This window comes from Actinacidiphila yeochonensis CN732 (assembly GCF_000745345.1).
In the GTDB taxonomy this organism is placed as follows: domain Bacteria; phylum Actinomycetota; class Actinomycetes; order Streptomycetales; family Streptomycetaceae; genus Actinacidiphila; species Actinacidiphila yeochonensis.
Genome location: NZ_JQNR01000004.1, coordinates 584,404 through 602,244, shown reverse-complemented (window position 1 = coordinate 602,244; position 17,841 = coordinate 584,404). Strand labels below are relative to the sequence as shown.

The following is a 17,841-nucleotide window of genomic DNA, read 5'->3' as shown; positions in this document are numbered from 1 at the left end:
TCCACGCCCGCAAATCGGGCAGCACTGTACCCGCACGGGCACGCGGTCGACGCCGTGTTCACCGAAACCACCCGAGGTGGTCGTCCGCCCAGCTCCCGAAGGCCGTCGGCGCGCGCCCGGTGACGGCCTCGACGTCGCCCTCGACCTGCGCCGCGGCTCCCCCTGCCCGCCGGCGGGCTCCTTCGAGCAGGGCCTGGGCGACCTGCTCGGGCAGGCCCTTCCGCCAGCGCGCCAGGGCCTGGTCAGGGGTGAGCTCGACGAAGCCGAGCGGCCTCCCCAACGCTCGGGCGAGCTCCTCGGTCTGCTCCCGGGCGGTGATCGGCCGCGGCCCGGAGAGCGCGTAGGTCCGGCCCGCGTGCCCGTGAGACGTCAGCGCGTGCGCCGCCACCCGGGCGACGTCGCGCGGGTCCACCGCCGCGGTGGGCGCGTCTCCGCCGAAGCTCCGCACCGTCGAGTCGGAGCGGATGGAGGAGGCCCACGACCGGGTGTTGGACATCAGCGAACGCAGGCGCAACACCGTCCACTCCAGACCGGAGGCGCGCAGCAGCTCCTCGCACTCCCGGTTCCAGCGGGTGATCAGGTCGTCGGCTTCCGGATCGGTGACGGCCAGCCAGGAGACCTTGACCACCCGGCGCACCCCGGCCGTCCGCGCGGCCCGGACGATGTTCTCGTCGTGCTGAGGACGCAAGGGGTTCGCCGTCACCAGGAACACGGCGTCAGCGCCGTCCATCGCGCGGGCGATGCCGGGGCGGTCCTCGTAGTCGGCGTGGACGACGGTGCCCGGCAGCCCCATCCGCTCCACCTTGCCCGGGTCCCGCACCAGGAGGCGAACGTCCGGAGCCCGCGCCCCCGGTTCCGCGAGCCGGCGGGCCAGCTGGCTGCCCACGGCTCCGGTGGCCCCGGTGACCACGATCCGCGGCGTCCCCGGAGGCGGCGCGGGCGTCACCGGAGTCTCCCGCGAGCCTCGCCCAGCTCCACCCTGCCGACGGCACTGGGCGTGGCCACAGCCGGCAGCAGGAAGCGCCACATGTCCTCGACGCGCTGCGGGAGGTCCGCGTGCGAGGTCTCGACGCCGGCGTGCATCTGGGCCCCCGTACAGGCGTTGACCACCACCCGGGCCAGCGCCTCGACGTCGGTCGACGCCTTCAGCTCACGTCGGGAACTCGCGACGCGGAGGTCCACCAGAAGGATGTTCGTCCACTGCCGATGGGAGTTCTCCTCGGCCGAGGCGAACTGCTCCTGCTCCCAGACCAGTCGCGCGCCCGCTCGCAGGACAGCGTTGTCACGTAGCTGATAGGCCCAGGTGAGGGTGACATCGACAGCGCGCTGGAGCCCCTCGGAAGGGATCGGGGGCACGACGGCATCGGGCTGTCCGTGGACGATCTCCCACGCCAACTCCTCCTTGCTTCTGAAGTGGAAGTACATCGCGCCCAGCGTCACACCCGCCCGGTCGGCGATCTTCGCGACACTCGCCCCGGAGAACCCGCTCTCCCCGAAGACCTCCGCGCCCGCCTGGACCAAGGCCGCACGGGTCCTCTCGGCACGCTCCTGTTTGACCGTTCGTTCCGGCATGTTCCCCCTCAACATCTTCACAAAAATAGAAGCGTTCTTTATTTTATACGACCAGAGCCGATCGCGCACGCGCTCGGCCGGCCAGCACGTCTTCAGGGGAGAGGCGACTCAGCATGGCAACTTCGTTAGGCAGCAACCGCCCGGCGCTCACCCGCGTGGATCGGGACGCCGCCGCCGTCCACGCCCTGGTGCGCAAGACCGCCCACGAGGAGGCCCTCGTCACCGACTGGGACGAGGTTTCGGACAGCGTTCAGCGCGTCAACGTCCGCTGGAGCCCCGAACATCCCTTCTACATCGAGGGGGGGCAGTTCAGGGCCCTCCTGTTCACGGAGAGCCTCCGCCAAGCCCTGGCCCTCCTCACCCACGACGTCCATCAGGTCCCGCTCGGCCACCGCCTGGGCTGGGAGCACATCAGTCTCGCTGTGAACGCAGGAGCACTGAGCACCACGGACGGGGGAACGACGTCACCCTCCTCGTCAACCACCCCTCCGTGAACCGTCGGCGACTCGGCTCGGTTCGCGTCGTGTCCCACATCACGGCCCTGCGCCGCGGACAGCGACTCGGCACCGCCGAGGTTCACTACACGGCCCACCCCCCGGCCGTCTACGACCGACTGCGCGGCCGGTACGCCGATGCGCACACCTCCTTCGCGCGGGCGCTGCCGGCAACCCCTCCCGTCCCCGCCCCGACGGTGGGCCGCACCCACGAACGCGACGTGGTGCTCTCCCCCGAGCGTCCGTCGCTGTGGCGCCTTCGCATCGACGTCGGCCACCGGGTCCTCTTCGACCACCCGCACGACCACGTCCCGGGGATGGTCCTGCTTGAGGCCGCCGCCCAGGCCGCACAGGCCATGATGGACCATCCGGTGCTGGCGGTCGGCTTCGAGACGCGCTTCCTCCGCTACGTGGAGTTCGACTCGCCCTGCATGGTGTCGGCCGAGCTCCTTCCGGCAGACGCCGACGGTCGCGCCCGGATAGCGGTCAGCGCGTCCCAGGAGGAACGCCCCGTCTTCTCCTGCACCGTCACGGTCCTGCCGCGGGTGTCGTGTGACAACCGCCCGCCCGTCACGTCCGTCGAGGCGCTACCGCAGTGAGCCCGACCCGGTCCTGACGGCCTGACACATCCTCGGCAACGTGCTCGCCGCCCTGCCCGACCGCTCGGCACGCACACGTCGACGTCCGCACCGCAGACGCATGTGAAGCCCCTGGCAGGAACCGATCCACGAAGATCACGTTCCGTATGACCGGGGGCTTCACATGCCGTCTTCCCCTCCCCGCGCGCGGTTTCGTCCTCGCCGGCACGCGCAGAGTTCCCACCCCCGGGAGCGGGAGGCGCGGGCGAGGGCTGGCCGTGGATGTGACAGTGCCGGTCATCGCGGTCGGCCGTGCCCGGTTCCCGTGGCTTCGCCCATCCTGTCGGCGGGATGCCGCCCGTGCTTGGGTGACAGGGTGAGCCATGACGTGACCTGGTCCGGCATCCGCCAGACCTCTACACACACCGCACAACGGTCGTTCCTCATCCGCCGACCATCCGGAACGGTCCCCGGCACCGTGTGGACACCGGTCAGGCGCCCAGGACCAGTTCCCACGGTGCTGCTGGGACACGGCGGCAGCGGGCACCGGCACAGCGACCGGATCGTCTCGATGGCCGCTCAGTTCACATCGGCCGGCTACGCGGCGGCTGCGATCGACGGGCCGTACCATGGCGAACGACTGCGATCGCCGCTGACGCCGGCGGAGTACCAAGCGCAGATCGCCGCCGAGGGCATCGGCCAGGTGCTCGACCGGATCGCTGACGACTGGGTCACCACGAGCAACCTCCTTGCGGAAGCCGATGTCGCCGACGGCACGCGGCTGGCGTACTTCGGGCTGTCGATGGGCACCCGCTTCGGCCTGGCTACCGCGGTCGCCCTCGGACCAGCGCTGCGATGCGCCGTCTTCGGCAAGTTCGGTCTGCGGTCGGCCGCAGCCCTCAACCCGGCCCTTCACGCCCCGGACCGCGCACTGCGCGACGCCTCCCGGATCACCGCGCCGGTCCTTTTCCATCTGCAGTGGGAGGACGACCTCTTCCCCAGGGCAGGGCAGCTCGATCTGTTCGACGCCTTCGCCGGCGCCGAAAAGGAACTTCACGCCTTCACCGGGCGTCACGGCCACACCCCGCGACACGCACCCGGACTCTGGCAATCGTTCATCACCCGCCACCTCGCCCCACCACGTCGCGGCCAGTCGACGAGCCTCTGACCCGCTGGTGCCCCACCGAAGTCCGGCGCGTCCGCTCCCCTCACATCCGCGCGGAAAACGCGCTGCTGGCGCTCGGGCACCGCCTCCACGTCGAAGACGGCGATCCGGCCGCCCCTGCGCGTCACGCGGAGCACCAAGTCGTCCGCCTCATCGAGGTCAGGCAGGCGAGGTGCAGACCACCTCCATCTCCTCCTCCGAGAGCGGCAAGTCGACGTCCGTTTCGATGCGGACCGAGCGAATCCTCGCCCCGGACGCGGCCGCCGCAGCAGGAACCTCGAAAGGAATCGGACTCCAGGTCGGGGTGCCCAGAAGCCGGACCTGCCCGGGAAGACCGACGCGGCCTATGTCGACCCGCCCGAAGGGCCCACCGCAGGGCGTTCAACGACCAATCCACCCACACTTACACGCTCGCGGTGGCCGTCACTCCACCTACGCCATCGAAGGCCCCAAGACCAAACCCGCGCCCGCGTCCCCGACGGCGTACTACTCCCCTGCTGCAGCGGCGGCCCCAACTGCTCCCGAGTCCCGCGCCGTACGCCGCGGCAGACAACCTCCCTGCTCGGGCCGAACGGCGAACGAGTCGATGAAAACGCTCGTACGAAAAGACCGGCACACGCCGCAGGCGCTCCGGGGAACCAGCCCGACACACCACCGGCAGAGGAGCGTCGACCCGTATCGCCGACTTCCACTTCCGTGTTCCTCGGAGTTCCGTCTCCTTGGGGTCCGGACCGTCCGTAGGCCGCACGGATCTCCTCCTTGAAACCAATAGGGGTTCCGGCTGTTCAGCCGGAACCCCTATTCGCCGACCCGCGGATACCCTCATCACCATCGGGAGGGCAACCCAGTGAGGCTTTCCAAACGATGACTATTCGCAGATTTCGTTGAGAACGAGTGTGGTGGATTTAAAATCCAGCGAGACGGTTGTGATGCTATGAGGTTTGTGGTGCGAGTTCGCGACGCTTGGCCGGGTCGTTGATCCAGGTAGCGACTTAAGATGTCGATAACGGCATAGGCGTGACACGAGATATTCCGCCGGATCGTCACACCACTGGGACCTGCGCCCGCTCATGAACAGCAGGGTTTTGAATCAGCTCAGCCATAAGGGCGGAACCAACTCGTGGGCGGTGCCCCTCAATACTCCGGCCGGGGTTCATTCGACCACGGCGGGCGCGGAGTTGGTCGGAGAGACAGGGTTAACCGTGTCGAACACCACGGCGCTCGATGTTTCACTCAGATAGAAGTTCGCCGCGTAGAGGCCCGCTGAGACGCTGCGGTCGAATTCCTCGCTGGCCATCCAGTTATCCTCACCCTCGGGCAACTCCTGTGCGATCTTCGCTGGTAGCGAGGGCAACGACGCGGCTCGAAAGTGCCATCGCGAATCCCCTAGCAACGCGTGGACGCGGCCGGAATCGGCTGCTGTAAGTTCGCCGGCAAGGCGGATGTCGGTTGGCCCCGGCACATCGGAGCGGCCCGCCGAGAGATTCACCGCACACCATTCAGATCGAGCGATTTCCCCGAAGACGGGGAAGCGGGTCGCGATAGGTTGCACGTCCTGCTTCCTCACACATGCACCGGAATCAGACGAAGCGGCCTTATCGCTATGGTCCGTGTCCGTTCCGCACGCGGCTACGGCGAGGCCGGTGCTGAAGGCGAGCGCCACGAAACCCACAGTTGGCAACCTGGTCATCCTCTCTCCCCTCCTGACACCACACTGCTGCCCGCGATGTCGCCACGGGTCCAGGTAACCGTCCTGGTAACAGTCCCGCGAGTCATGCAAGGCTTAGCCCAACCCAGCGTCGCAAAACAGTCATTTACGTCATCCGGAATCCCGGTGGCGATGTCGCGCATCCCCTTGTTGAAGTCATACCGGCCCTTCTCGTGAATGACGATCTTCATCGCGAAGGTGTCACCCGATACCTGAACCGAACCACTTCGCCACATCACGTGCCCACCTAGAGCCTTCTGCCAATTTTCCATCACCGGGTAATTGCCGTTACCCACAGTCACCGCGCATCCGGTTGTATCCAAGGCAGAACTTTTGTTCATTTCCTCTATAATCTCCGCCCGTTTCTGGCCGTGCTGAATCTCCTGGCCCACGGCCCTTCTTATGACAGCATCCTGCCGATACGCCTTCTCGCAATCAACAGTCACGTCCGCCCCACTGCCGTCCGTATAGTGCGCGTAGAGTTCCGACGCGCCACGCGCCGTCGGCATCTCCCTGAGCTACCACACCGACCGCTGACGAGGCCGCCGAGTCGGCAATAGGCCCAGACCGCCACGCGGCGACTGAACTCCTCACACCACCGAAGCCCAGCTCAGACACAACTGATAATCCGTCAGTAAAGTCAGCATTGAGTCAGCATGAGGTACGCCTTGCCTGGTCACACGCGGGCGCACCGAAAGTACCGCGACCGGCCCACGAAGCACCCACGAGGCAGGTGAAGCCGGCGCCGAGCGAACCATCCCAAGGGTTCGCGCGGCGCCAACCGCACAGGCGGAGGGCAACCAAGAAGACGAGCAAACACCCAGGTCAGCGCGCACGTCCACGCGGCTTCAGGGGAGTTGGCGGGAGGGCCGGGGCGAGGAGGCGGGCGCCGTCGTAGCCGTGGACCTCGCCGAAGCGCGAGCCCTCGTTCCAGTCGGCGCGCGCCTGGACGATGTCGTCGTGGGAGCGGCCGACGAAGTTCCAGAACATGACGATCTTCTCCGCGAAGGGCTCGCCGCCGAGCAGCATCAGGGAGCTGTCGGACTCGGCGAGGAGCGGGAGTTCGCGGCGGCCGGCGCCGAGGTAGAGGAGGGAACCGGGGGTGACGGAGACGCCGTCGACGAGGGTCTCGCCGGACATCGCGAGGGCGGCGTACTCGAAGTCGGGTTCGAGGGGGAGCCGGGCCGCCGTGCCGGACGCGAGGGTGAGGTCCGCGCCGACCAGGGGCGAGTGGATGGTGCCGGGTGAGGCGGCGGTGTCGAGTTCGCCCAGGATCACGGTGGCGTGCAGGCCGCCCGCGCCGGTGACCTCGGGGAGTCGGGCGTGGTGTTCGAACGAGGGCGCGGTGTTGCGGCTCGCCTCCGGCAGGGCCACCCACAGTTGGGCGCCGTGCAGGTAGCGGGCGTGGTCGCGGGGGGACTCCTCGGAGTGTGCGATGGCCCGGCCCGCCGTCATGAGGCCCAGTTCACGGGGGCGTACGGTCTGCTTGCTGCCGAGGCTGTCGCGGTGCAGCACCTCGCCCCCATGGAGCCAGCTGACGGTCTGCAGGCCGATGTGCGGGTGGGGCGGCACCTGCATCCCGGGCTCGGTCGCGATGTCGTCGGGCCCGTAGTGGTCGACGAAGCACCAGGCCCCGATCATGCGCCGGCCCAGGTTGGGCAGCAGCCGCCGCACCCGCGTGCTCTCCCCGAGCGGAACGGTGCGGCCGGTGAGCAGTTCGCGGACCGGCGCCGCGGACACGTCCTCACGGCCGCCGCAGACGGTGGCGGCCGGCTTCACATCGAGATTGCTCATGGTCCGATCATCCCCCTGCCGGCCGCCGCGCCGCTCCACCGCCGCCCGGTATGTCGGCGCTCGCCGCCCGCCCCCCACCGTCCCTTCCGGCTGCGTCAGGCGGTCAGGCCGGCGCTGACCAGCCAGATGTGTTCGCAGGTCGAGGATGCCTCCTGCAAGTTCCCGCCGGCCTCCTGCGAAGCGTGGTAGAAGGTCCGCTCGATCATCCAGCACAGGGCGCGCGCCATGGCCGACGCTTGTTCCGGTGCGGCGCCGGCCTCGATGCCGGCCCGTTCCAGGACCGCGGTGATGGCTGCGATGAACAGGTCGGCCGTACGGCTCCACAGCTCGCCGATCTCCGGCACGGTCAGTGACAGGTCGATCGCCGTGCGCATGACCAGGCCGTGCTCGTTCCACAGTTCGACCGTGCGCCGCATGGCTGCCGCGATGGCCTGGCGCGGCTCGTCGGACTGCGCGGTGGCCAGGGACCGCTCCCACAGGTGCTCGACGGTGCGGGCCACGAGCGCCGTGACCACTTCCTGCTTGGAGCCGAAGTAGAAGTACAGGGCGCCGCGTGTGATGCCCGCGCCCTGGGCGATGTCGCCGACGGTCATGGCGTCGTAGCCCTTCTGCGCCAGCAGGACTTCGCAGGTGTCCAGAATGGCCCGCTCCCGGACGTCTCCCTTGCGTTCGGTGGTGCGTCGGCTTCGCGCGGGGTGGTGGCCGGGCATCAGAGCTGAGCACCCTCGGCGAAGTCGGTCGTACGGGAGAGCGCCTCCCACGCGCGGATGTCCTCGTCCACGGCCGTGCGCGCGGCGGTGACCAGTCGCAGCGCGTCCGAGCCCAGGACGAGGTGGGCCGGCGGCCGGCCCACCGACGCGATGTTCACGACGGCGTCCCCGGCCTTGGCCGGATCACCCAGTTGGTTACCGCTGGCCTTCTGCCGTGCTTCACGGATGGGGGTGAACAGCTCGTCGTAGTCGTCGATGGACCGCGCGGCACGTGTCATGGACCGTCCGGCCCAGTCGGTGCGGAAGGAGCCGGGCTCGATCGCCGTCACGTGGATTCCGAACCGCGCGACCTCCTTGCCCAGCGCCTCAAGGATGCCTTCCAGTGCGAACTTGCTTCCGCAGTAGGCGGACATGCCGGGCACCGCCATCAGCCCGCCCATGGAGGTGACGGCCATCAGGTGTCCGCGCCGGCGCCGGCGCATGTGGGGCAGGGCCGCCTGCAGGGTGGCCACCGTCCCGAAGACGTTGACCTCGAACTGCCGCCGCACCTCGGCCAGCGGTGTCTCCTCGAAGGTGCCCTCCAGGCCGTAGCCCGCGTTGGCGACCACGACGTCCAGAGCTCCGACGCTCTGCTCCACCTCCGTGATCACCCTCGAGACGGCGTCGCCGTCCGTCACGTCCAGGATGCGGCCGTGAGCGCGCCCGGGTTCGAGCTCTTCGAAGGCCCGCCGGTCCTCCTCGGAGCGGACCGTGCCGACGACGGTGTGCCCGGCGGCCAGGGCGGCTCGGGCGAAGGCACGCCCAAGGCCGGTGCTGACGCCGGTGATGAGCCACTTCTGCTGCTGCACTGCTCCTCCAGAAAGGACTTGGAGGGAGTCTGGCTGCTCCCTCGCTCCAAATTCTACACGTCGTCGATTTTTGTCATCTCCACGCAGATTCCGATGCCGCCTCACGACGCGCCAAAGGCTCCATGACGCTCCTCCCCGGAGTGAGACGTCCCGAGGGGAGGTGCTGAGGACGGCGCGGGAGGTCAGGACGCACTCCGCGTCATCCTCACCGGGTACGGGACGGAACGGCTCCGCCGCCACTCCGCCGGACCGACCGCGTTCGCCGAGCACCTCACCGCCCACCGCCTGGTCCTGGAGATGCCGGCCGAGCCCCTGCCCGGCATCCACGTCCCCGCTTCCCACCCGGGGCCGGGGAGACCGCTGCCCGCGTTCCCCGCCGCGAGGGCGGAGACGGAAGAACATGCGGGCGCTCTCGCGGGTTCGGCCTGGCCGGGCGGGGGCAGGGGTCGGGTCGGAGGCCCGGCATCGGTACCGGTCACACAGCCGGTCAGGGTCTGGCCTACGCTCCAGGTGCGGGCGGTTCCGATCTGCCGGCGCGGGACGCGACGGGCGGGCCGGGCGGACAGAGGAGGGCCGGGGCACGCCCTCGGGGGCCGGTTCCTCGGCGAGGCCGGCCGAGCCCGGCGGAGGCGGAGCCCCGGACGGGTCCGGGTGCGGAACAGCGAGGCGGCGGCAGGCCGCGGAGGGCAGGGGTGCCGTGGGCGTGGAGATCACCTGGTGGGGCCACGCCACCGTGGCCTTGAGGGATTCCGGAGTGCGGGTGCTGACCGACCCGCTGCTCGTGCGCAGGCTCGCCCATCTGCGGCGCCGCCGGGGCGCCGTGCCGCCGCCGGAGGCCGCCGGGGCGGAGCTGGTACTCGTTTCCCACCTGCACGCCGACCACCTGCACGTGGGGTCGCTGGCCCGGGTCCCGGCGGGCGCCACCGTGCTGCTGCCGAGGGGCGCGCGGGCGGCGGTGCCGGCGCTGCGACGGCTGCGCGGGCGGCTGCGGCTGGTGGAGGTGGTGCCGGGCGACCGGCTCGCCTTCGGGCCGCTCGACGTCCGGGTGGTGCCGGCCGCGCACGACGGCCGGCGGATCGCGCTCGGGCCGCAGCGCGCCCCGGCTCTGGGCTACGTGGTCACTGGCGAGGCCCGCACCTACTTCGCCGGCGACACCGGGCTGTTCGACGCCATGGCCGAGGAGGTCGGGCCGTGCGACGTGGCGTTGCTGCCGGTCGGCGGGTGGGGGCCGTTCCTCGGCCACGGGCACCTCAACCCCGAGCGGGCGGCGGTGGCCCTGGCCCGGCTCGGCGCTCCGGCGGCGGTACCCGTGCACTACGGCACGTACTGGCCGATCGGGATGGACGGGGTGCGCCCGCGCGAGTTCCACACACCCGGCCTCGACTTCGTCCAGGAGGCCGCCCGGGTCGCCCCTGCGGCGTCCGTGCACCGGCTGGCGCACGGCGAGAGCGTCACCCTGGCGCCCGCTCCACCCGGGCGGGTGGGGGGCCGTGGGCGGGCCGGAGGCCGCGGGCCCGACCTGCGCGGAGAGTCCGGCCGGGAAGGGGGTGCCGGATGATCGGCCTGCTCGCGTCGGCGGCCGCGCACACGGCGCCGTCGGAGGGGGCGCGCCAGGCTGTCGGGTACCCGTCGCTGTTCCTGCTGGTGGCGCTGGGATCGCTGGTCCCGGTGATACCGACCGGCGCCGTGGTGTCGAGTGCGGCGGTGGTCGCGCTGCACGACTCCGACCCGGCCGCGCTCGGCTTCGTCTTCGCCACCGCGTCCGTCGCCGCGTTCCTCGGGGATGTCGCGCTGTACTGGCTGGGGCTGCGCGGGGCGCGCTCGCGGGGCGGCACGCGCTGGCTGCACCGCCTCCAGCAGCGGGTCGACGACGGCACGCTGGCCACCGCCCAACGGCAACTGGACCGGCACGGCGCCGCCGTCCTCGTCCTGTCCCGCCTCGTACCGGCGGGGCGGATACCGGTGATGGTGGCCTGCCTGCTGGCGGAGATGCCGCTGCGCCGCTTCGCGCGGGGCGACGTGGCCGCGTGCCTGGCCTGGGCGGCGGCGTACGAGCTGATCGGCCTCCTGGGCGGTTCGCTGCTGGCCGAGCCCTGGCAGGGAGTGGTGCTCGCGGTGGCGCTGACCCTGGCCGTCGCGGCGTTCCCGGCGGCGGCCCGGCTCGTCCGCAGGGCACGGCACGGCCGGACGGCGTCCGACAGCGCGTCGTAGGTCCGATCTCCAGCGCGGCGGGGCGTGGCGCGAAGGGCGCGAAGGGGCGCGAGGGCTCAAGGACCTCAGGACAGCGGGACCTCAGGAAGCGGCTCGGCAGGAAGCGGCGGGGCAGGGGTGAGGACGCGGGAGGCGCCCACGGGGAGGTCCCACAGGGCCTCGCGAGGCAGTCCGGCGGCGCGCCACGCGGCGCGCAGGCGGGTCAGCGGCTCCAGCGGGGGCTCGCCGGACAGCAGGAACGTCGCCCAGTGCATGGGCGCCATGACGGCCGCGCCCAGGTCCAGGTACGCCTGGACGGCCTCCTCGGGGTCGGTGTGCACCGCGCTGAGCATCCACCGCGGCGCGTACGCTCCGATGGGCAGCAGCGCGATGTCGATGCCGGGCAGCGTCCGGGCGATGTCGGCGAAGTAGGGGCCGTAGCCGGTGTCGCCGGCGAAGTAGACGCGCCGGCCGCGCGCGTCGGTGAGGACCCAGCCGCCCCACAGCGAGCGGCAGGTGTCGGTGAGGGTTCGGCGGCTCCAGTGCCGGGCGGGGACGAAGTCGAAGCGGACGCCGGCCAGCTCCGCGTGCTCCCACCAGTCCAGTTCGGTCACCCGGGTGAAGCCCCGTCGGGTGAACCAGCCGGCGAGGCCGGCCGGCACATAGCAGGGGGTGTCCCGGGGCAGCCGCCGCAACGTCGGCGCGTCGAGGTGGTCGTAGTGGTTGTGGCTGATCACGACGGCGTCGACCGGGGGCAGTTCCTCCCACGGCACCCCGACGGGGGTGACGCGGGCCGGGGTGCCGGGGATGCGCTGCGACCACACGGGGTCGGTGAGGACGGCCAGGCCGCCGACGCGCACCACCCAGCTGGCATGTCCGGCCCAGGTGACGCTCACCCCGGCCGGGCCGGGATCGGGCACCGGTCCGGGCTCGACGGGCAGCCGCGGCACGTCGGCGAGGCTGTGCTCGGGCGGCCGGACGGCGCACTCGCGCACCAGCCGCACGATGTCGCGGATGCCGGGCTGCGGGAGCGGCTCGGTCAGGCGGTCGGCGAAGGTGGCGGGCCAGGCGCGCGGCCCGGGGGCCACCGGTTGGGCGGTCGGCCGCGGGTCCGGACGGGCGCCGCCCGCGCGGTCGCCGCCGGGTGGCGCCGGCCGCGTGGGGCGGGGTGGCGGGCTGTCGGTGGTCCCCGGGGTCCCGGTGGAGGTGGCGGTGGGCGCGGCGAAGGGGTTCGGGCCGTCGGCGCCGGTGTCAGGACCGCCGTCAAACCCGCCGCCGGGACCGCCGTCAAAGCCGCTGTCAGGATCGCCGTCGGGGCTGAGGGGGGTGGCGGCGGGGCGACCGGCGGGGTTCAACTGGCCGGCGCGGCCGCCGCCGGCTCCGCCGGGTTCCGCTCCGGGCCCTGCGGCCGGGCGGAACGGGGTGCGCGCGGAGGTGCGGCCCGGCGTGTGGGTCGCCGGCCGCGGTGGAGTGTGGGCGGCGGCGTGCGGCGCGGTGTGGGGGCCGGGTGGGCGGCGGGTCGGGCCGTGTGGCGGTCGCGCTGGTCGCTCATACAGGACTCCTCGCTGTCGCCCCGCCCCTTCGTCTCCCCCGCTGCGTCTCCCGCTCGGTCTCCTCCGCGGCGCCGTTTCCGATCGGCCGCCCGACGGGCCCGGGCGGTGAGCCGAACGTACGTCAGACCCCGCTCCCCCGCGATCCGGTGTCCGCCGATCCGCTGACCGCGTCCACGCCGGTCAGGCCGGTGACGGCGGCCTTCAGGGCGGCCAGGGCGGCTGCCACGTGCGGCAGGGCGGCCGGGTCGGGGGCGGCCAGTGCGGCGCGCCGCTCCTCGTCGGTGGTCCCGTGCAGGGCGCCGGTGTCGATCCGGACCCGGGGCTCCTCGGGGTCGTCGCCGAACCGCTGCCCGCCCGGCACCGGACGGCCCAGCGCGGCGGTCAGCTGCTCCTCTGCGGCCTCGGCCGCGTGCGGCCCGGGGCGCCCTGCCGTCGGGTAGAGCTGGAAACCGGCCCTGGGCGGCCGGCACACCGCACCGGCGTCGGTGACCGCGCGGAAGGCGGCCGCCGCGGTCCGGGCGTGCAGCCGGTTCGCGGCGGCGCCGAACTCGGCGACCTCGGCGGGCTCGGCGAGCACGTAGCCGGTGGCGGCGGCGACCGGCCCGGACAGCACCGCGCGGACCCCGGCGAGGACCCGTTCCGCCCGCTGCCGCAGGGACGTCCCGTGCGGCGTGGCCGGGAAGCGGGCCAGCCCCACGGGTACGTCGGCGGGGACGAGCGTCGCGCCGAGGTCGGCGAGGACGACGGTGTGGTCGGGCAGCATCTCGCCGGGGCTGAGCAGCACCGTGTCGTGGTGGTGGAGGGTGTCGGAGTACGTCTCGTCGGAGACGATCAGCAGCCCTGCCTCGGCGGCGGCCTCGCAGGTCTCGTGGAGGAGTTCGGGCGCGGTGACGGTGCCGCTGGGGTCGTCGACGGCCGAGAGCACCAGCAGCCGCGGGTCGCCGCCGTCGGCCCGGGCCCGCCGCACCGTCTCCATGAGGGCGACCGGGTCGGGTACGCCGCCGCCCTCGGCGGGGGTGGGCACCCGGTGCACCCGGCGGCCGAGCAGCCCGGCCGCCGCCGCCTGCCAGGCCGGAGCAGGACGGGCCAGCACCGGCTCGCCCCCGCCGGCGGCGAGCACGGCGAGCAGCAGCTGTTCCGCGCCGGGGGCGGCCAGCACGTGTTCGGGCCCGCCGGGCAGGCCGCGCCGGGCCCAGTAGCCGTCGGCGGCCTCCAGGAGGTGCTGCCCGCCGCCGGGGGGCTCCGCCGTGGCGCCGCCCTCGCGCAGCCGCACCGTCCAGTACGCGGGCACCGGCAGCCCGGGGTCGGGCCTGGCCTCGAACCTCCACGACATGGCGCGCGTCCCTCCGGTGGGCCCCGTCGCTGTCGCGTGCGCCACCCCGCGTGTCCCACGGCGCCGCACGTGCTTCCAGACCCCACCCTCTCCCGGAACGGCCGGCCGCGCCCGTCGGACCCGAGCCGCCGGCGGGCCGTCCGGAACGCGGGTGCCCGCCGGCGCCGGCCCGGGTGCGCGCGGGACGGTCAGCGGCTCCGAACGGTGCGCCGGGCGGGCCGGGCGTCCGGGCCCGGCGGGAGGACTCAGCGGGAGGGCCCAGCGGCCAGGACTGGCGGCCGGTGAACCGCCGGGTGAGGGATTCACGGCTCCGGGTAGGCGTGCCGTCGTGACGTATCCGTGGAAGAGCTGGGATCGCGCGGTGTTCGCGCAGGTGGCGAAGGTGCAGTGGCCGGGGGCCGAGCCGGTGCTGCCGCGGTTGAGCCGGGCCGCGAACCATGGTCGGTTGTGGGGCGCGCTGGCGGCCGGTATGGCTGTCGCGGGCGGGCGGAACGGGCGGCGGGCGGCGCTGCGGGGCATGGGATCGCTGGCTTTGGCCTCGCTGACCGTCAACACCGTCGGAAAGGGCGCGGTGGGCCGGGCCCGTCCGCTGCTGGACGCGGTCCCGGTGATACGGCGGCTCCACCGGCAGCCGGTGACCTCGTCCTTCCCATCCGGGCACGCGGCGTCGGCCGCGGCCTTCGCGGCGGGGGTGGCGGTGCAGAGCGGGCCGCTGGGCGCGGCGGTGGCACCGGTCGCGGCGAGCGTGGCGTTCTCCCGCGTCTACACCGGCGTGCACTACCCGAGCGACGTGCTCGCGGGCTGCGCGCTGGGGCTGGGCGCGGCGTGGGTGGTGCGGCGGCTCCTGCCGCCGCGGCCGCCGCGGCCCCGGCCCGGGTCGTCGGAGCGGGCGCCCGCGCTGGGGACGGGGCGGGGCCTGCACGTGGTGGCGAACGCGGCGTCCGGCCCGCCGCCGCTGCTGAGCACGCCGGCCGCGCGGATCGCGGCGGCCCTGCCGGACGCGGCGGTCGTCGTACGGACCGAGGACGAGGACCTGGCCGCGCTGCTGGAGGAGGCCGCCCGCAGGGCGGCGGCGGAAGGCGGCGCGCTCGGCGTGTGCGGCGGGGACGGCACCGTCCGCTCGGCCGCCGGAGCGGCTCTGCGGCACGACGTCCCGCTCGCGGTCTTCCCCGGCGGCACCCGCAACCACTTCGCGCTGGACCTGGGCCTGGAGAGCGTCGAGGCGACGGCAGCGGCGGTCCGCGCGGGCCGCGCCACGCGGGTCGACGTGGCACGCGGGGCGGCGGGCGACCACGCCGGGGTCTTCCTCAACACGTTCAGCATCGGCGCCTATCCGGACCTGGTGCGGGTGCGCGAGCGCTGGTCGCGGCGGGTGGGCAGCTGGCCGGCGAGCGTGCTGGCGGCCGTACACGTGCTGCGGACCTGCGAACCGGTGGAGATCGTGGTGAACGGGCGGCTCCGCTCGGTGTGGATGATGTTCGTCGGAAACTGCCGCTACTCCAGCTGGGGACCGGCGCCGGTACGGCGGCGCGACCTCGCCGACGGCCTGCTGGACGTGCGGATCGTCGACGGCGGGCCGTTCGCCCGCACCCGGATGCTGGGCGCGGCGCTGACGGGTGCGCTCACCTCCTCGCCGGTGTACACGGCGGCGGCCGTCCCCCGGCTGCGGGTGCGGATACCGGGGGTGGCCGTCCACCTCGCACACGACGGGGAGGTGGCCGCGGCGCCGGAGGAGATCCTGCTCGGGAAGGTGCGGGGCGGGCTGACCGTCTACACCGCTGAGCGCGGTCGCGGCTGAACGCGGGCCTTGCCGGGGCCGTCGGCACCCTACCGCGGCCACGGCGCCGGGCCGCGGCGCTGAGCGCCGGACGCTGAGCCGGACTCCCGGGGGCCGCGGAGCAGGGGCGAGCCAGGCAGGAGGGGCAGGGGCCGGCTCGGCAGCTGGGCGGGGCGAACGACCGGCGGAGGCGGGCAGCCTCGTGGACGCAGGTGGAAGGAGCCGGCACCTCGGCCCACTGGGGGACGAGGTGCCGGCTCCTTTCCGTACGGATGTGCCGGTGCGCACGCGCTGACCCGGCCAGGTGACGGCCGGAGAAGCCTGCCTGGGCGGCCGACCGGGTCGGCCGGACGGAGCGGACTACGGATCGGTCGCCGGGGAGTGGTCACGCGGGCCGGTCGTCCGGGGTGACCGGACGGGGTCAGCCGGCGGGCTCGGCGGGCGGCGCCGGGTCAGTTGCCGCCGACCAGGCCCGCCAGGGCGCGCACCCCCTCGCCGGAGATGCTCAGCGAATCCTCGTTGCCGGTGTCGATGGACAGGATCAGGTCGTCCGAAGGCCAGGCTCCGCTGAGGACGGCGAGTTGCACCAGCCGGTAGCGGCGGGTGGCCGGGAGTGCGTCGGCCATCCGGGTCTCGGAGGTGAAGACCGGCACCAGCTGCCGGCCGTCGTCCTGCTCGTAGACCGGCAGCTGGATCTCGCGCGCCGGGTCGGGCGCGCCGGTGGCGGCAGCGCCGTCGGCACCCTCGGTGGGCACCTCGGGCTGTCCTTCGGGCTGCGCCTCGGCGCCGGGCACGGGCAGCAGCACCTCGCTGACGGCCAGGGTGCTCAGAGCGATCACGTTCTCGTTGCCGTGCGCGATCTCGTGCAGGGCGCGTTGCGCCGGGGGCAGCGCGCCGTTCGGGTTGAGGTCGGACATCGTCGTGGCTTCCTCTCGCGGCGTCTGCGCTTGCGGGGGCCTCACTTGCGGTGGCTTGTGCGCTGAACCGCGCGTACCCCTCCTGCGGCGGCCCATGCGCCGGTGGGCGAGCGGCGGTGTGCGAGGGTCGGCGGATGCGATTCATCATCATCGGCGCGGGCGCCGTGGGCGGGACGATAGGCGGCAGGCTCTTCGACAGCGGGCACGACGTGGTCCTCGTCGCGCGCGGCGCCCATCTGGAGGCGCTGCGGACGTCCGGGCTGCGGCTGGAGCTCGCCGACCGGACGGCACAGCTCGCGGTGCCCGCCGTGGCCGGCCCCGGCGAGCTCCGGCCCGGCCCCGACGACGTGCTCGTGCTGGCCACGAAGACCCAGGACACGCCCGCCGCGCTGGCCGCGTGGGAGGGCTTCGGCGACCGTCCGGCGCTGGTGTGCGCGCAGAACGGCGTGGAGAACGAGCGGCTCGCGCTGCGGCGGTTCAGCGACGTGTACGGGATGTGCGTGTGGCTGCCGTCGTCCTTCCTGGAGCCGGGGGTGGTACGGGCGCGCAACGCGCCGTTGACCGGCATCCTCACGGTGGGCCGCTACCCGTCGGGGACGGACGGCCGGGTCCGGCGGATCGCGGGCTGCCTGGAGGCGTCCGGGTTCGAGGCACCCGTGACGGACGAGGTGATGGCGTGGAAGTACGCCAAGCTGCTGACGAACCTGGGCAACGCCGTGGACGCGGTCAGCGGCCCCGACGGCGACCCCGAGCTGGGCGCCCTGGCCGCGCTCGCCCTGGCCGAGGGCCGGTCGGTGCTGGCCGCGGCGGGCGTCACGTACGTCGGCGACGAGGAGCAGCGGCGGGTGCGCGGCACGAAGGTGCAGCCGCGGACGGCACCGGACGGGACGTCGGGCGGCCGGAGTTCCTCCTGGCAGAGCCTCGCACGAGCCACCGGCTCCGTCGAGGCGGACTACCTCAACGGCGAGATCGTGCTCCTCGGGCGCCGGTTCGGGGTGGCCACGCCGGTCAACGAGGCGCTTCAGCGCGCCGCCAACCGCCTCGCCCGCGAACGGCGCCCGGCAGGCGCGCTGACGCCGCGGGAGCGGGCCGACCTGCTCGCGGCAGCACGTTGACGCTCTCCGCCCCCGCCCGGTCCGACACCCGGTCCAGCGCCCGGTCCGACACCCGGTCCAGCGCCCGGTCCGACACCCGGTCCAGCG

General features: G+C 73.2%; 17 protein-coding genes. 7 read left to right on the top strand and 10 right to left on the bottom strand.

Annotated elements, in window-relative coordinates; genetic code table 11:
* Positions 1-58: 58 nt before the first annotated feature.
* Positions 59-946, bottom strand: a complete 888-nt coding sequence (locus BS72_RS09330; protein ID WP_232792293.1) for an NAD(P)H-binding protein — start codon at positions 944-946, stop codon at positions 59-61.
* Positions 943-1,572 (bottom strand): ScbR family autoregulator-binding transcription factor, encoded by a 630-nt coding sequence (locus tag BS72_RS09325; RefSeq protein ID WP_037909743.1) that lies wholly within the window; start codon positions 1,570-1,572, stop codon positions 943-945. The genes BS72_RS09330 and BS72_RS09325 overlap by 4 nt, the downstream gene beginning before the upstream one ends.
* Positions 1,573-1,685: 113 nt before the next feature.
* Between BS72_RS09325 and BS72_RS36405 the strand changes: the two genes are divergently transcribed.
* The 3 genes from BS72_RS36405 to BS72_RS09315 all read left to right on the top strand — a co-directional run bounded on the left by BS72_RS36405 (position 1,686) and on the right by BS72_RS09315 (position 3,812).
* Entirely contained in the window at positions 1,686-2,066 is a 381-nt protein-coding gene (locus tag BS72_RS36405) for an AfsA-related hotdog domain-containing protein (RefSeq protein WP_051950851.1), read from the top strand.
* A 29-nt stretch (positions 2,067-2,095) separates the two neighbouring features.
* Positions 2,096-2,665, top strand: coding sequence for an AfsA-related hotdog domain-containing protein (locus BS72_RS36400; RefSeq protein ID WP_051950850.1), 570 nt, complete (start codon positions 2,096-2,098; stop codon positions 2,663-2,665).
* A 163-nt stretch (positions 2,666-2,828) separates the two neighbouring features.
* A complete protein-coding gene (locus tag BS72_RS09315) occupies positions 2,829-3,812 on the top strand; it encodes a dienelactone hydrolase family protein (protein WP_078901187.1) in 984 nt (327 codons plus the stop codon).
* A gap of 1,150 nt (positions 3,813-4,962) precedes the next feature.
* On the opposite strand, the gene BS72_RS36395 is transcribed toward BS72_RS09315, so the two are convergent.
* From BS72_RS36395 to BS72_RS09300, 5 genes are all read right to left on the bottom strand, one after another.
* Positions 4,963-5,472, bottom strand: coding sequence for a hypothetical protein (locus BS72_RS36395; RefSeq protein ID WP_157856185.1), 510 nt, complete (start codon positions 5,470-5,472; stop codon positions 4,963-4,965).
* A 23-nt stretch (positions 5,473-5,495) separates the two neighbouring features.
* Positions 5,496-5,909, bottom strand: a complete 414-nt coding sequence (locus tag BS72_RS36390) for a hypothetical protein (RefSeq protein ID WP_157856184.1) — start codon at positions 5,907-5,909, stop codon at positions 5,496-5,498.
* Positions 5,910-6,342: 433 nt separating this feature from the next.
* Positions 6,343-7,311 (bottom strand): pirin family protein, encoded by a 969-nt coding sequence (locus BS72_RS09310; RefSeq protein ID WP_037908598.1) that lies wholly within the window; start codon positions 7,309-7,311, stop codon positions 6,343-6,345.
* A 95-nt stretch (positions 7,312-7,406) separates the two neighbouring features.
* Positions 7,407-8,021, bottom strand: a complete 615-nt coding sequence (locus tag BS72_RS09305; RefSeq protein ID WP_037908594.1) for a TetR/AcrR family transcriptional regulator — start codon at positions 8,019-8,021, stop codon at positions 7,407-7,409.
* On the bottom strand, positions 8,021-8,869 hold the full coding sequence (locus BS72_RS09300; RefSeq protein WP_037908591.1) for an oxidoreductase: 849 nt from the start codon (positions 8,867-8,869) through the stop codon (positions 8,021-8,023). The genes BS72_RS09305 and BS72_RS09300 overlap by 1 nt, the downstream gene beginning before the upstream one ends.
* A gap of 697 nt (positions 8,870-9,566) precedes the next feature.
* Between BS72_RS09300 and BS72_RS09295 the strand changes: the two genes are divergently transcribed.
* Both BS72_RS09295 and BS72_RS09290 read left to right on the top strand, forming a co-directional pair.
* A complete protein-coding gene (locus BS72_RS09295; RefSeq protein WP_078901186.1) occupies positions 9,567-10,427 on the top strand; it encodes an MBL fold metallo-hydrolase in 861 nt (286 codons plus the stop codon).
* On the top strand, positions 10,424-11,080 hold the full coding sequence (locus BS72_RS09290; protein WP_051950848.1) for a DedA family protein: 657 nt from the start codon (positions 10,424-10,426) through the stop codon (positions 11,078-11,080). Before BS72_RS09295 ends, BS72_RS09290 begins: the two co-directional genes overlap by 4 nt.
* Positions 11,081-11,145: 65 nt before the next feature.
* On the opposite strand, the gene BS72_RS09285 is transcribed toward BS72_RS09290, so the two are convergent.
* Both BS72_RS09285 and BS72_RS09280 read right to left on the bottom strand, forming a co-directional pair.
* Positions 11,146-12,414 (bottom strand): MBL fold metallo-hydrolase, encoded by a 1,269-nt coding sequence (locus tag BS72_RS09285; protein WP_107498719.1) that lies wholly within the window; start codon positions 12,412-12,414, stop codon positions 11,146-11,148.
* Positions 12,415-12,733: 319 nt separating this feature from the next.
* Entirely contained in the window at positions 12,734-13,945 is a 1,212-nt protein-coding gene (locus tag BS72_RS09280) for an aminotransferase class I/II-fold pyridoxal phosphate-dependent enzyme (RefSeq protein ID WP_037908589.1), read from the bottom strand.
* A gap of 328 nt (positions 13,946-14,273) precedes the next feature.
* On the opposite strand from BS72_RS09280, the gene BS72_RS09275 reads away from it, so the two are divergent.
* Entirely contained in the window at positions 14,274-15,743 is a 1,470-nt protein-coding gene (locus tag BS72_RS09275) for a phosphatase PAP2 family protein (protein ID WP_037908587.1), read from the top strand.
* A 431-nt stretch (positions 15,744-16,174) separates the two neighbouring features.
* Here the strand turns inward: BS72_RS09275 and BS72_RS09270 are convergent, their stop codons facing one another.
* The gene (locus tag BS72_RS09270) at positions 16,175-16,639 is read right to left on the bottom strand and encodes an SseB family protein (RefSeq protein WP_037908584.1); all 465 of its coding nucleotides are present in this window, start codon (positions 16,637-16,639) and stop codon (positions 16,175-16,177) included.
* A gap of 134 nt (positions 16,640-16,773) precedes the next feature.
* Between BS72_RS09270 and BS72_RS09265 the strand changes: the two genes are divergently transcribed.
* Complete coding sequence (locus BS72_RS09265) at positions 16,774-17,754, top strand: ketopantoate reductase family protein (protein WP_037908582.1); 981 nt, start codon at positions 16,774-16,776, stop codon at positions 17,752-17,754.
* Positions 17,755-17,841 lie beyond the last annotated feature (87 nt).

Excerpts from the sequence above, each read along its gene's own strand:
- BS72_RS09315 (WP_078901187.1), top strand. The coding sequence starts at position 2,829 with ATGCCGTCTTCCCCTCCCCGCGCGCGGTTTCGTCCTCGCCGGCACGCG.
- BS72_RS09325 (WP_037909743.1), bottom strand. The coding sequence starts at position 1,572 with ATGCCGGAACGAACGGTCAAACAGGAGCGTGCCGAGAGGACCCGTGCG.
- BS72_RS09305 (WP_037908594.1), bottom strand. The coding sequence starts at position 8,021 with ATGCCCGGCCACCACCCCGCGCGAAGCCGACGCACCACCGAACGCAAG.
- BS72_RS09270 (WP_037908584.1), bottom strand. The coding sequence starts at position 16,639 with ATGTCCGACCTCAACCCGAACGGCGCGCTGCCCCCGGCGCAACGCGCC.
- BS72_RS09265 (WP_037908582.1), top strand. The coding sequence starts at position 16,774 with ATGCGATTCATCATCATCGGCGCGGGCGCCGTGGGCGGGACGATAGGC.
- BS72_RS09280 (WP_037908589.1), bottom strand. The coding sequence starts at position 13,945 with ATGTCGTGGAGGTTCGAGGCCAGGCCCGACCCCGGGCTGCCGGTGCCC.
- BS72_RS36405 (WP_051950851.1), top strand. The coding sequence starts at position 1,686 with ATGGCAACTTCGTTAGGCAGCAACCGCCCGGCGCTCACCCGCGTGGAT.
- BS72_RS09290 (WP_051950848.1), top strand. The coding sequence starts at position 10,424 with ATGATCGGCCTGCTCGCGTCGGCGGCCGCGCACACGGCGCCGTCGGAG.
- BS72_RS09310 (WP_037908598.1), bottom strand. The coding sequence starts at position 7,311 with ATGAGCAATCTCGATGTGAAGCCGGCCGCCACCGTCTGCGGCGGCCGT.